This is a genomic window from Lyngbya sp. CCY1209, from assembly GCF_055795065.1.
Genome location: NZ_JAYFER010000375.1, coordinates 1 through 13,552 on the forward strand (window position 1 = coordinate 1; position 13,552 = coordinate 13,552).

The following is a 13,552-nucleotide window of genomic DNA, read 5'->3' on the forward strand; positions in this document are numbered from 1 at the left end:
GTAGGGTGTAGGGAATAGAAACCGCATCCCCCCCAGCCCCCCTTTGTAAGGGGGGAGAATTGGGGGTTTCGGGTTCTATAACCGAACCGAACTGTAAACACTTGCCTCGCTCATTGCTATAAATTCTTCGCGTCGGCTTCAAGCATATCAGACAGGGTGGGGGGAATCGGGAGTCGGGAGTCGGGAGTCGGGAGTCGGGAGGCGGAGGAGAGATTACGGCAATTTTCCAGTCAATCAGGTACGCCGGTTGACTCGAAGTCCCCGGATTAATTAAAGCGAAGTTTCCTCTGGCTCCCCCCTGATCTCCCCCCTTACAAAGGGGGGGTAGGGGGGGATGGGGGCGGGGGGGGATAATGGGGGATCGAACCATATCGAACCATTTGGCAGCAGATCGACAACTGCTATATTTCTTTCTCCGCAGGACTCACGAAAAATCAAGGTTTCGCTCCAGTTTGACAGAAGTGGGTTATTTCTCCCCCCGCTCCCAAAGTCTTCCGGGAAACTGTACCAGGGCGGACGAAAATAGTGTTAAATTGGCACAAAGTTCTAACTGAAGTCCCCGCCCAGACCATTCAATTTCGGAACGCAATCGGACACAGTGCCCACTTCTTGTAGGTCAACCTGACACTTGAGCCATGACTGGTACCACTGAAAAAGCTTTTTGGAAGCAACCCATCGTCTATTTCCTGTTTCTGCTCGTCGGCGCGACCGGGGCATTGATGGGCGATCGCTGGCTGGAAGCGAAACTGGCCGCAGTTCCGGACTCGACGGAATCCCAAGTCACACCCCCCGCCCTCCCCGATGCCGGTTCCGGGTCCGACACCTCCGCCACTCCGAAATTGAATCCCCCGAGTTGGTTCCCGCAAAAAGCCGATCGCTTCCCCGGTGAGACATCCAACTTTATCGTCGAAGCTGCGGATCGGGTCGGTCCGGCGGTGGTCCGCATCAACGCTTCCCGGCGGGTGCGTCCGGACCGGTTCGATCGCTTCGAGGAACCCTTCCCCAACGAGTTCTTCGGCGACGGGTTCGGACCCCCCGGCGGTCGTCCCCCCGGCGATCGCCTGGAAGAGGGGACGGGATCGGGGTTCATCCTCTCCCCCGACGGGCACATCCTCACCAACAGCCACGTCGTCGAGGGCACCGATGAGGTGCAAGTGGTTCTCAAGGACGGACGTCGCTACGATGGCACCGTGTTGGGGACGGATGACGTGACGGACGTGGCCGTGATCAAAATTAACGCCACCGACCTGCCCACGGTCCCCCTGGGGGACTCTGACCTGCTTTCCCCGGGAGAGTGGGCGATCGCGATTGGCAATCCCCTCGGGCTGGATAATTCCGTGACGGTGGGCATCATCAGCGCCACCGGACGCAGCAGCAGCGACGTGGGCGTTCCCGACAAGCGCATCGGCTTCATCCAAACTGACGCGGCGATCAACCCCGGTAATTCCGGCGGACCCCTACTCAACGCCAAGGGGGAGGTGATCGGCATGAACACCGCCATCATCAACGGCGCCCAGGGCTTGGGATTTGCCATCCCCATCAACAACGCCCAGCAAATCGCCCAGCAGTTGATCGCCACGGGACGGGCCGAACACGCCTATCTGGGCATCGAAATGATTCTCCTCAATCCGGAATTGCGACGGGAACTGCAAAATTCCTCCGGGCTGGCGTTCCCCGTTCCGGATACAAACGGGGTGTTGATCGTGAACGTGATCGACGCTTCCCCGGCCGATCGCGGCGGGTTGCAGCCCGGGGACGTGATCCTCGCCATCGACGGGCAGACGATCGCTACTTCAGAAATGGTGCAACGGATCGTGCAGAATAAGACTGTGGGGAGTACCCTACAGATCGAGGTGAACCGCAACGGGCGATCGCAACTGTTGGAAGTGCAAACGGGAAATATGCCCCCCCAAATGAGCAGCTAGACGGTCTTTCTCTTCGAGGTTCCCCCCGTCGGTCGGACGCTCCACCCAGCTAAAATAGCAGAATAGTCGGAGGAATTCTAATGGCAGAAACGCTCCCCGTCTCCCAATTGGGCGATCCGGTACTCCGCGATCGCGCCCGTCCGGTTGCCAACATTTGGGAACAACGGATTCAGGATCTCATCGACAATCTGATCGCTACGGTGGTGGAAAATAACGGCGTGGGCATCGCTGCCCCCCAAGTCGGAGAGCGCGATCGCATTTTGGTCGTCGCCTCCCGCCCCAATCTCCGCTACCCCAACGCCCCGTCGATGGAACCCACGGCGATGATCGACCCGAAAATTATCGCCCGTTCCCCGGAAGTTGAAGAAGACTGGGAGGGCTGTCTGAGCGTCCCGGGCATCCGGGGACTCGTCGGGCGATCGCGCGCGATCGAAGTCGAATACACCAGCCGCGACGGCCACCTCCAGCGACGAGAGTTGACGGGATTCATCGCCCGCATTTTTCAGCACGAATACGACCACCTCGAAGGCATCGTCTTCTTAGATCGGGTGGAAGATACCCGCAACCTGATGACTGAAGACGAATATCAAAAACGCATCGTTTTCCAAAATTAAAATTTCCCCTCCTGCCGTTTCCGAAATTTAACCCCGGCGAACTGTAGGAGGAAAAAGCATCAATGATTATTGAGGGAATAACCCATGACCATAAATCTGAACAAAGGCGAACGGATCAGCCTGTCCAAAGAGGCGCCCGGCATGAAACAGGCGGCCGTCGGCCTGGGTTGGGACGTCAACCAAACCGATACCGGATCTCAGTTCGACCTGGATGTTTCCGTGTTCATGTTGGGCGCCGGGGGCAAAATTCCCAAAGATGAATATTTCGTCTTTTATAATAACCTCAAATCCCCCGACGGTTCCGTAGAGTCGATGGGCGACAGCCGCACGGGGGAAGGCAGCGGCGACGATGAAACCGTCCACGTCAACCTGACTTCGGTCGATAGCAGCATCGAAGAATTGGTGTTCGTCGTCACCATCTACGAAGCCGAGGCCCGCCGCCAGAATTTCGGACAAGTTCGCAACTCCTACATCCGCATTTACGACAAAGAAACCCAGGCGGAAATCGCCCGATACGACCTCGAAGAAGACTTTTCGCGGGAAACTTCCCTGGAAATGGGCCGCATTTACCGGAAAAATGGAGAATGGCGGTTCCAAGCCGTCGGCCAAGGATACAATGCCGGTTTGGAAAGTTTCGTCGCTCAGTACACCTGAGAATTGAACTCGCACGATTTACAGGAATTATGTCGATTAACATTGGCAAAGGGGAACGCATCAATCTCGCCAAAGAGGCGCCGGGATTGCAAAAAGCCGGAATCGGTCTGGGTTGGGATGTCAACTCCACCGATACGGGTGCCGCGTTCGATTTGGATGCGTCGGTTTTCATGTTGGGAAGTAACGGCAAAATTCCCCAGGACGAATATTTCGTATTTTACAACAATTTGGTGTCCCCAGATAGGGCGGTCAAACATTTGGGAGACAGCCGCACGGGGGCCGGCAGTGGGGATGACGAAACCATCGAAATCGACCTGAACGCGATCGATCCGGCGATCGCAGAATTGATTTTTGTCGTCACCATCCACGAAGCCGACGAACGACGCCAAAACTTCGGCCAGGTGCGAAATTCTTTCATCCGCATTTACGACCCCGAAACAAGCACCGAGGTGGCAAAATACGACCTCGAAGAAGACTTTTCGCGGGAGACGGCGGTGGAGTTCGGGCGCCTGTACAAAAAGAATGGCGAATGGCGATTCCACGCCGTCGGACAGGGGTACAACGCCGGATTGCAAAGTTTCGTCGATAAATACCTCTAACCCTCGCCCCCTAAATCCCCCGAGCCCCCTCCCGTCCCCCTTAACAAAGGAGAGGCTCAAGGAGGTTTCACTTTAATTAGTACGGGGGACTCGAGATTTAGATACCGACAGAATTGGGGGACTGAGGGGGGATCTTCCTCCCCCCTTCCAAAGGGGGGATTGAGGGGGGATCTTCCTCCCCCCTTCCAAAGGGGGGATTGAGGGGGGATCTTCCTCCCCCCTTCCAAAGGGGGGACTGAGGGGGGATCTTCCTCCCCCCTTCCAAAGGGGGGACTGAGGGGGGATCTTCCTCCCCCCTTACAAAGGGGGGATTGAGGGGGGATCTTCCTCCCCCCTTCCAAAGGGGGGATTGAGGGGGGATCTTCCTCCCCCCTTACAAAGGGGGGATTGAGGGGGGATCTTCCTCCCCCCTTACAAAGGGGGGATTGAGGGGGGATAAATTCAAAAATAATAGGATTTTAATCATGGCAATTAACCTGAAAAAAGGGCAGAGCATCGTCCTCGACAAAAGCGAATACGACCTTTCCAAATTGATGATGGGTTTGGGCTGGGATGTCGCCAAATCCAAAGGCGGACTGGGCGGACTGTTCGGCGGTGGCGCCGATTTCGATTTGGACGGCTACGCCATTTTACTCGGTCAAAACGGCAAAGTCGCCGACTACAAACACGAGGTTATCTATTACGGCAATTTATCCTCCTCAGATCGGACAGTTGCCCATTCCGGCGACAACTTAACCGGAGAGGGCAGCGGCGATGACGAGTGCATTTTTCTGAGTTTGAATGCCATCCCCGATCGCTACAGCCGCATCGTGTTGGCGGTGAGTATTTACGAGGCGAAAACCCGGCGGCAGCACTTCGGCATGGTAGACAACGCCTTCGTCCGGGCGGTGGATGCCACGGGAAAGGAAATCGCCCGGTACAGCCTCTCGGGGGATGCCTCCTACGATGGCAAAATTTCCATGTTGATGGGGGAGGTTTATCGCGAAGGCGGACAGTGGAAATTCAAAGCCTTGGGAACGCCCCTCGAAAAGAATTTGAATGGCGTGGTGGGTAGTTTCATGTAGGGTAAACTAAAGGGCGATCGCGGTCTGGTATTTTGGAAACAATAGCCGCGATCGTCTAGCTTTAAAGACAGTTATATGGCAGTATAAATTTAGGTTCGGACAAATTCTCCCTCTGTGTTCCTCTGTGCCTCTGTGGTAAAAATTTAAGACGGTTTTAATATATTCTCCTAGTGCTATAAAATCAATAACAGCGAAAAAAAACGAAGCGTGGATTGACTTAATAGCAGAGTAGCCGTACACTATCTGAAAAGATTGTATCTGAAAGGATTCGTTAATGGCGATACCGGAAATTACAGAAAAACTCCTGGAAGCGAAGAAAGCAAAGGGCATTACATTTTCCGATCTCGAACAAATTGTCGGCCGCGATGAAGTCTGGATTGCATCGGTGATTTACCGGCAGGCAAGTGCCGATCTCGAAGAAGCGAAAAAGATTGTCGAAGCGTTGGGATTGGGTTCGGAGGAGGCTGAAGCCTTGATGGAATGTCCCATGAAAGGCTCCTTAGACCCCGTAATTCCCACCGATCCGCTGATTTACCGCTTTTATGAGGTGATGCAAGTTTACGGGATGCCGATGAAGGCGGTGATTCACGAAAAATTCGGGGACGGGATCATGAGTGCGATCGATTTTACCCTGGATGTGGAGAAGGAAGAAGACCCCAAAGGCGATCGCGTCAAAGTGATCATGTGTGGCAAGTTCCTCCCCTATAAGAAGTGGTAGTACAATCGATTTTCTGACCCTTCATTTTGGATGAATCAGGTGGGGGAAGAAACCGGGTTTCTAGAAGGGTGTCCGTTGAGAACACAAGATCTTAATAGAAACCCGGTTTATAGGTGACAAGAGAAGAAAGCCGGTTTCCCGCATCCGCCGCGATCGCGCTTAGGCTACAATATCTCTAAATCCCGATCGCCTCCGTCAACTCTATATTAAATCGCCTTAAAATGTCCTCAGCCTACCCCGGCCCCTATAAAAGCCACGTCTTCAACTTCCTACTCCGCAACTATCGCCAGTTCGCCGATACCTGCGATCGCACCCTGCGGACGGTTCGCTTTGCCACCAACTCCACCCTGCAAATCCTACTCTATCCCTTCTACCTGCTCTGGCAACAGACCCCCCTCGCCGATCGCCAACTCCAACCCGGGAAACAAAAATCACTACCACAAAATAGCGAATCTGTCAAGTCAAGCCGGCCCAAAAATCCCCTCTCCCGCCTCTGGAACGCGATCGCCAACTTCCTCCCCTCTCCCCTCCTCCAATCCCTCGACGAAACCCTCGCCCAACTCGAACCCCAAATTCAACCCGCCACCCGGGCTACCCTGAACCGCCTCCACACCGCCGTCTGGGACGGGATGGATTACCTGTTCGGCGACAAACCCGCCGATCGCCAAGTGCCACAACCCTCGCCACTCCCCGATCCCTGGGCGATCGCAGACTCCCCCACCCGACAACTCGACTCCCCCAAACCCTCACAGACATCTAAAAAATGGCGGCAACTGCCCCAAGCCGAACCCCTGCCCACCATCCCTAAAACGCGATCGAAAATTATCGCCCAATTGAATACCCTCGATCACACCGAGATCCAAACCGTCCCCAAGTCCGTCAACTCCCTCGCCGCCAAAACCCCGGCTTCCCGCACGACGGCGATCGCATCTCCCCCCCCTTCCCACTCCCACCGCCAAGTTGAAGCCCAACCCGACTGGCTCGAAACCCCCGCCCGGGCGATCGGCTACGTCAAACACCCCCTGCAACACCTCCTCGAAGGGCTCGATCGCCTCATGGTCGCCGTCGAAACCGCCGCCCTCAAAATCTGGAGTTGGCTGCGAGAATCGGGCTATTTCGACCAATTTAATCCAAAAAAACGCTGAAAAAGTCAAAAAAAATCGCGCCGAAGTAGGGGGTAGGGGTTGACATCCACCCCGGCGATGGCGGATAATGGTTCGTAAGGGTAAACACGCCCATACGCTTGATTTTTTATTCAACACCCCGACATCCGAGGCGGAACGTAACGCGATCGCACCGGGAACCCATCAAAACCGCAAATCCCTTAACCGGTTTCAACTTTTGAGATATGATCAGAAAGCCGTGCATTTGGCACGACCCGATCGAAAACAGACCGTTTGTTGCCCTGGGAGCTTAAAAAATGGTAACTCTGAAAATCATCGTTAATATCGTCGTATTATTCTTCGTGGGATTGTTCGTGTTCGGATTTCTGTCCAACGACCCCTCCCGGAACCCCAAGCGCCGGGACTTGGAATAAACATCCGACATTTCAACTCAACCCAGCTTTGACGGGAAACCGAAGCGGAAAAACCGCCGGTGACGGTCAAACCTTGAAAAAGTCATTAGTTGTGAGTCGTGGGGCTGCATGACTAATGACTTTATCATCTGCCCAAGCCCAATCCCTTCAAACCGCGTGGGTTCGGGCGATCCATACGAACGCCGTTGTCAACTATGCCCTACCCGGTACCGCCACCCGAACCGCCCGCGATCGTCCAAACCCAACCGCCCACAGAACCCACCCGAGCCCCTTTCAGCCAAAGTTTGAACCGACCGGAACCCGCCTCGACCCGGGAAGTCCGACACGACACCACCATTTCTTACACCCTGCCCCACCCGAGAACCGCCGACGTCCCCAAGCAGTCTTCGGCGGCCGATCTCGGTGCTCCCATCGCCCGCAATTGGTCGGAAATAACAGCCGATCTGGAACTATCCGTCGTCCCCGCCAGCGGCCCCCAACCGGCGATCGCAACGGAAATCCCCGCCCCGCAACCCTTCCCCGCCCCCGACGCCGCCACCTATTCCATCGGTCCCGAGCGGAAATTTCAAGCCTTCGGGCCCGGCGAACCCGTCACCATCGCCCAAGAAGCCTCACCCGAAGCCACCCCGGAAGCACCCGCCATCCCCATCACCGTGCCCACGGATCTCGTCGAAGTCACCGCCGAACGGCAGGAATTCGACGGGCCCCGGCAGATCGTCACCGCCGAGGGAGATGTGCGAGTCCGATTTCGCCAGACCCTGATCGAGGCCGACAAAGCCCAAGTCAACCTGGACACCCGGCAAGTCGCCGCCACCGGAAACGTCGCCCTGCAGCGGGGGGAACAGCTCATCCGGGGCAACCGGATGGAATACAACTTCGTCCGCAACACCGGATCGATCTACGAAGCCAGCGGCGTGGTGCTCACCCAATCCGCCGGCGCCGATTTCGACGTCGATCGCCCCGCCGCCCTGGATCAATCCCCCGTCCCCCTCGCCGATCGCCTCACCGAAGCCCAACCCGTCGGCGATGTCACCGCCGCAGACGGCGCCCAGGTGGAAGTCAGCGGACTGTCGTTTCCCCAACTGCAGGGGGACGTCAACCGCCTCCGCTTTGAAGCCGAACGCATCGACATCCAACCCAACGGCGAGTGGGAAGCCACCAACATCCGCATCACCAACGACCCCTTTTCGCCCCCGGAATTGGAACTGCGGGCCGACAGTGCCCGACTGAACCGGATTTCCCCCCTCCAGGACGAACTCCTCACCTCCAGGTCCCGGCTTGTCTTCGACCAGAGCTTTTCCCTGCCCCTGTTCCGCGATCGCACCATCATCGACCGCCGCCAGCGGGAACCGAGCCCCCTGGAATTCGGCTACGACCTCGAAGATCTCGACGGCTACTTCGTGCAGTGGAACCTCGCCCCCATCAGCCTCGGACCGGTGGATGTCAAATTTGCCCCCCAAGCCTTGGTTCAGCGGGCGTTCTCCGAGCGCCTGACCCCCATCGACCCCCGATTCTACGGCCTCGAAGCCGGCTTCACCGGGCGCGTCACCCCCACCACCGGCGTCGAGGGGCAGATTGAGATCTACAACCTGGAAGACTTCCCCGAACTCGAAGAAGATGCCTACCGGGGAAGGTTGCGGGTGCAACAACTCTTTGAGGGCTACACCCTCACCGGCGAGTACAGCTACCGGGAGCGCATTTTTAACGGCACCCTCGGCTCGCAAACCGTCCACCGCAGCCTGGGAGCCGTTCTCACCTCCCCCGATATCGCCCTCGGTGACTCGGGCGCCATCTTCAGCTTCCAAACCGGCTTCCAAGATATCGAAGCCAAAACCGATCGCTTTGATCTGCTCGAAATCAACCGCGAAAATGACCGGATCGATCGCAGCCGCTTTCAAAGCGTCGCCACCCTCATCTATCCCGTCCCCCTGTGGAGGGGGGAAGAACTGCCCGCCACCGCCAGCGAAGGCTTGAGGTACACCCCCAGGCCCGTCATCCCCTTCGTCCGCTTTGTGGCGATCGTCCGGGGCGGCGCGAGCCTCTACTCCCAGGACGAATCCCAATTCTATCTCAGCGGTAGCGTCGGCTTTCAAGGGCAGCTCGGCCACTTTTCCCGGGACTATCTCGACTACACTGGTTTCAGCCTGTTTTATACCCAAGTCGCCCTCGACGGACAATCCCCCTTCCTGTTCGATCGCCTCGTCGATCAAAGAATTCTCACCGTGGGATTGGTTCAACAAATTTACGGCGGTTTGAGGGCCGGGGTCGAATCCTCCTTCAACTTGGATAACGGCCTCGCTTTGAACAATGAATTGACTCTCGAATACAGCCGCCGCACCTACGGTTTTATCCTCCGCATCAACCCGGTGCGGCGCCTCGGAAGTTTCGGCCTGCGAATCAGCGATTTTAACTGGACCGGCGACTCCGCACCCTTTTCCGGTTCCGATACGGAGGTGGAAGATTAACCCGTTTGACGATTGGCAAGAATTGACAATTCTGGCGCAGGAAGTTGAGAATTATCAATTGTCAATTGTCAATTGTCAATTGTCAATTGTCAATTCTAAATTATTAATGATTAATGATCGATGATTAATGGCAACCCATGAGCGTAACACCCGAAGAGCAGGCCGAACAAGCTGAAGCCTTATTGATTCATTACAGTTTCGACCTCGGGGGAAAACCCGCCTACCAAATTGTCGCCAATTGGACTCAAAACTACGAAGTCAGTTGGCTGCCCCTCGCCATCATCGAAGCCCTGTATTTGGGTCGCTACAAAGCTATTTCGGTCGGCCAAATTCTGGCTCATTGGAAACGGCGCGAAGAACCCGTTTATCATTTTAATTCCGAATTCGAGCGGCTGGTGTCCAATAATTTGCCGCCCCATTTGACGGGTAACTTTACTGAAAAAAAGGGGGATTCGACTGCGGTTGAGGGGAGTCAAAATGATGTGAAAATCCCCCCGAAAAAAAGCGATCGCACCCCCCCACCTCCGATTCACTATTCGGATTTTTATGAGAAATTAAAATCCCTCCTCAATGTCGATCTCGTCTCCGGGCAAGATTAAGCTTAGATATCGCAAGTCTCGCGATCGTCTGTTTGCAGTTTCTTTAACCTCCCCCTCGGACGAACGAATCGCACCGAAATCCTACACCCTACACCCGACAACACCGGGCGCCCTATCTAATTGGGGGCATCTGCGGCCCGCTGTTCGGCGATCTGTTGATTTTGGGCGTATGTCTGGACTCTTTCTTGGGCCGCCTGGTAGTTGGGACTCGACTCCGGAACCTGTCCCATCAACTCGCTGGCCCTTTGCCACTGACTCGCCACTGCGTTCCACTCCGCCTGAGTTTGGGCCGTCTGGGCTGACTCGGCCGCACTCATCGCCGCGTTGACTCCCTCCCGCCAGGGGTCCGCCGCTTCGGCGGGGGTTTCTTCGGCCGGCGCCGAAGCGGGGGCCTCCCCAGCCTCGGGAGACGTTTCCGTGGGGGCGGTTTCTTCGGGAGTCGGGGCCACCGGTTCGGACTCGGAGGTGCCGCCACCGGGCAGGAAGGGCAAGGTCAGGATACCGCCGAAGTGCAGTCCGACCAAAGCCGCGATCGCCAAAATCAGAAGCAGCGGAATCAGCCAGATGAGCTTGCTTTTCGGCTTCTCAGACTCGATCTGTTCCGTCTCGTCGTCATCCTCCGGATCATCATCCTCCTCGGGATTATAATAGTCATCCCCCTCTTCCTCCTCGTCTTCATCCTCATCGATGTGATCGTCGATCACTAGATCCTCGTCATCCGCATCGATCAGGTCGTCATCCTCGTCGTCCGCGATCGCATCTTCGATATCCAAATCCTCATCGTACTCGGAGGAGTCCGCTATCACCACCCCCTCGTCCGGTTCCACCTCGTCCGGGGGCGGCATCTTCAAAACGATTTCCTCCTCCCAAGCCGGGTCGTCCCCCAACTGCCGTCCGTAGACCTTGGCGGTATAAATCGAGGGAATCTGCAAGTTGGTCAAACCATTCCGCAGGTAATTCACCAATTGTCTTTGGTTGGCGGGGACGCTATCCCCTTCTAACATGATGTGAAGGCTGTTGTCTTCCCGAAACACATCCGCACTAATTGCCTTTGCCTTGAGGGAATGGTTGATCACAGCGGCAATCGCCTGGGGATCGCCCTGCTTTGCTAGTTCCAGTGGGCTTCGATCTGGCATGGCTAACCCTCGCGTGGGGTGACGAGCATATCAATCATACTATCTCAAGCGGGCAAAACAACTTTTAAATTGCCAGCCGGTCGGAGTCGGAGTTGTTGCCGGGAAACTCGAAAGCGCTCCTCCGGGAACCGTCCGGGCCTAATTATAAACTAACGGCGAAACAAATGGCAGAGTTGGACGACGTAAGTTTGCAAGGCCGAAAACTCGTCGGCCCCCCGTTTCAGGCCCGCTTCCAATTCCAGAAGCAGCGGCAGGGTTTGTTGGAGTTGCCCCAAGGAAAGGGGCTGAACTTCTTTTTTTAAAAAGTAAATCCGTTTCGGATTCCCCACCTCCGACAGTTTGGCGATTTCCCGGTCGTCCCCCGCCCCGGTTTCCACCATCAATTTGACCCACAGCCAAGTCCGAAACTGTCCCACCAAAGTGGCGAGGATTTTTAAGGCGGGTTCGTTGTGTTCGACCAAATCGGCGACCAGTCCCAGGGCCCGGCCGGTGTTTCCCTCCCGAATGGCGGCGGCAAGTTTGAGGCTATTTTGGGTGTTGGAATGGATGAGGGGGGCCACAGCCACCGCCGTCAGGGGACCGTCCCAGGTGTTCGCGTAGAGTTTCAGTTTTTCCAGTTCGCCGTAGAGTTGCCGGGTTTCGTTCCCCACCGCCTCCGCCAGGAAAGCCACCGCATCCGCTTCGAGCCTCACCCCCACCTCCCGGGCCACTTCCCTCACCCGCCCCTCCAACTGCTCGCTTTTCCAGGGGGGAATGGGAGAAAACTCCCGCACTTGGGCGTATTTTTGCAGGAGCTTGGTGGACTTGAGGCGTCCGTCGGGTTTCTTGGAACTGCTCAACAATAAGGTGGTGGTTTCGGGAATGGCTGGTAATGTCCGCTCCAATTCCTGTAGGATTTCTTGAGAACAGTTTTGAGTCAGGGGTGTATTAACCAACCACACGAAACGATGTCCCAGGCCGAACGGTGGGGTCATGGCCTGATTGAGTCCGGCGATGACGGCATCTGGTGTGTCGGGCAGAATTTTGTCAAAATTGAAACTAGACCAATTGGGATCGAGGACGGACTCTCGCAAAGTATCCACTGCTTTTGTGAGGGAGAAGTCGTCCTCTCCCCAATACAAATAAATTGGCATAACAAACGGTTTTTGAGAACGAGGAAAATAGATTGGACGACAACTATCAAACTTACGTCAATCGGGTGGCGCGGATGACGCTGCCCGACGCTTATCTCACGCAACTCGAACACATTCACGAGTCCCCCAAGTTTGCCCCCGATGCGATGGGCCGCAGGCGGGCCGTCCCCTTTCCGGGATACAGCATCGTCACCCCTCCGGGGGGGGAAGATGTTGACAATGCCGATTTTTATCAAAATTTGGCGGATTGTCAACAGAAATTGGGTCAAATATTGGGGCCGAAGTTTTGGGCGACCATTCCCCCGGACAGCTTTCATTTTACACTGGCCGATTTGATTTGGGACGGGGCCTACCTGGATGCGAGTCAGAAGATTCCGGAGTTCGATCGCAAACTTCAAGACGCGATCGCAGAATCTTTTACCACTTTTGAAGGAGAAAAAAACGATCAATCCATCCGCTGGCAGGTGCTGGGTTTGATGGTCATGCCCCGGGCGGTGGGAGTCTGTCTTGTTCCCCGCGATGAGGGGGCTTACGAGGCGATTTTGAAGTTCCGCAGAGCGATTTATCAAAACTCTAATTTGATCGCCCTTGGCATCGATCAGCAGTACCACCTGACAGCCCACATTACTCTGGGTTATTTCGCGGAAATTTCCCCCGATCTCGATCGCGATAAGTTGGCTCATCAATTCTCGGAATTCAACCACCGGTGGCTCGACAACCCCCAAGAAATTTGGGTGCGACGGGCCGAACTCCGCCAGTTCCAGGACATGACCGCCTACAAGCGGGAACCGAGCTGGCCCGCGATCGCTTTTTGAGGGGTTTTCCCTGTTTTAAATCCCCTGTGCGGGAAGCGGGGTTGCCAACTGTGTAACTACGCCAGCACGCAACGCTATAAGTCCCCCAAACTTGGGGGATTGAGGGGGCTTGACTCCCCCCAAACTTGGGGGATTGAGGGGGCTTGACTCCCCCAAACTTGGGGGATTGAGGGGGCTTGACTCCCCCAAACTTGGGGGATTGAGGGGGCTTGACTTCCCCCAAAGTTGGGGGATTGAGGGGGCTTGACTCCCCCCAAAGTTGGGGGATTGAGGGGGCTTGACTCCCCCCAAAG

The 13,552-nt window shown here is 56.0% G+C and carries 13 protein-coding genes; 11 read left to right on the forward strand and 2 right to left on the reverse strand.

Annotated features, from left to right (window positions below; all coding sequences use genetic code 11):
* Nucleotides 1-635 precede the first annotated feature (635 nt).
* The 10 genes from AC0QHF_RS10720 to AC0QHF_RS10765 all read left to right on the forward strand — a co-directional run bounded on the left by AC0QHF_RS10720 (nt 636) and on the right by AC0QHF_RS10765 (nt 10,175).
* Nucleotides 636-1,925, forward strand: coding sequence for an HhoA/HhoB/HtrA family serine endopeptidase (locus AC0QHF_RS10720; protein ID WP_324704200.1), 1,290 nt, complete (start codon nt 636-638; stop codon nt 1,923-1,925).
* Nucleotides 1,926-2,005: 80 nt separating this feature from the next.
* Entirely contained in the window at nt 2,006-2,539 is a 534-nt protein-coding gene (gene def / locus AC0QHF_RS10725; RefSeq protein ID WP_324704201.1) for a peptide deformylase, read from the forward strand.
* Between the two features lie 84 nt (nt 2,540-2,623).
* Entirely contained in the window at nt 2,624-3,193 is a 570-nt protein-coding gene (locus tag AC0QHF_RS10730; RefSeq protein WP_324704202.1) for a TerD family protein, read from the forward strand.
* A gap of 29 nt (nt 3,194-3,222) precedes the next feature.
* Nucleotides 3,223-3,792 carry a TerD family protein gene (locus AC0QHF_RS10735; protein ID WP_324704203.1) on the forward strand — a complete coding sequence of 190 codons (570 nt, stop codon included), beginning with the start codon at nt 3,223-3,225 and terminating at the stop codon, nt 3,790-3,792.
* Nucleotides 3,793-4,256: 464 nt separating this feature from the next.
* Complete coding sequence (locus tag AC0QHF_RS10740) at nt 4,257-4,856, forward strand: TerD family protein (RefSeq protein ID WP_324704204.1); 600 nt, start codon at nt 4,257-4,259, stop codon at nt 4,854-4,856.
* Between the two features lie 274 nt (nt 4,857-5,130).
* Nucleotides 5,131-5,574, forward strand: a complete 444-nt coding sequence (gene cynS / locus AC0QHF_RS10745) for a cyanase (protein WP_324704205.1) — start codon at nt 5,131-5,133, stop codon at nt 5,572-5,574.
* A gap of 221 nt (nt 5,575-5,795) precedes the next feature.
* A complete protein-coding gene (locus AC0QHF_RS10750) occupies nt 5,796-6,719 on the forward strand; it encodes a hypothetical protein (RefSeq protein WP_324704206.1) in 924 nt (307 codons plus the stop codon).
* 275 nt (nt 6,720-6,994) lie between these two features.
* The gene (locus tag AC0QHF_RS10755; RefSeq protein WP_324704207.1) at nt 6,995-7,111 is read left to right on the forward strand and encodes a photosystem II reaction center protein I; all 117 of its coding nucleotides are present in this window, start codon (nt 6,995-6,997) and stop codon (nt 7,109-7,111) included.
* A 194-nt stretch (nt 7,112-7,305) separates the two neighbouring features.
* Nucleotides 7,306-9,576: a DUF3769 domain-containing protein gene (locus AC0QHF_RS10760; protein ID WP_324704208.1), complete on the forward strand. Its 2,271-nt coding sequence runs from the start codon at nt 7,306-7,308 to the stop codon at nt 9,574-9,576.
* 137 nt (nt 9,577-9,713) lie between these two features.
* Nucleotides 9,714-10,175 carry a hypothetical protein gene (locus AC0QHF_RS10765; protein WP_324704209.1) on the forward strand — a complete coding sequence of 154 codons (462 nt, stop codon included), beginning with the start codon at nt 9,714-9,716 and terminating at the stop codon, nt 10,173-10,175.
* A gap of 116 nt (nt 10,176-10,291) precedes the next feature.
* Here the strand turns inward: AC0QHF_RS10765 and AC0QHF_RS10770 are convergent, their stop codons facing one another.
* Both AC0QHF_RS10770 and holA read right to left on the reverse strand, forming a co-directional pair.
* On the reverse strand, nt 10,292-11,311 hold the full coding sequence (locus AC0QHF_RS10770; RefSeq protein ID WP_324704210.1) for a hypothetical protein: 1,020 nt from the start codon (nt 11,309-11,311) through the stop codon (nt 10,292-10,294).
* A 149-nt stretch (nt 11,312-11,460) separates the two neighbouring features.
* A complete protein-coding gene (holA, locus tag AC0QHF_RS10775) occupies nt 11,461-12,444 on the reverse strand; it encodes a DNA polymerase III subunit delta (RefSeq protein ID WP_324704211.1) in 984 nt (327 codons plus the stop codon).
* A gap of 32 nt (nt 12,445-12,476) precedes the next feature.
* On the opposite strand from holA, the gene AC0QHF_RS10780 reads away from it, so the two are divergent.
* A complete protein-coding gene (locus AC0QHF_RS10780; RefSeq protein ID WP_324704212.1) occupies nt 12,477-13,259 on the forward strand; it encodes a DUF1868 domain-containing protein in 783 nt (260 codons plus the stop codon).
* Nucleotides 13,260-13,552 lie beyond the last annotated feature (293 nt).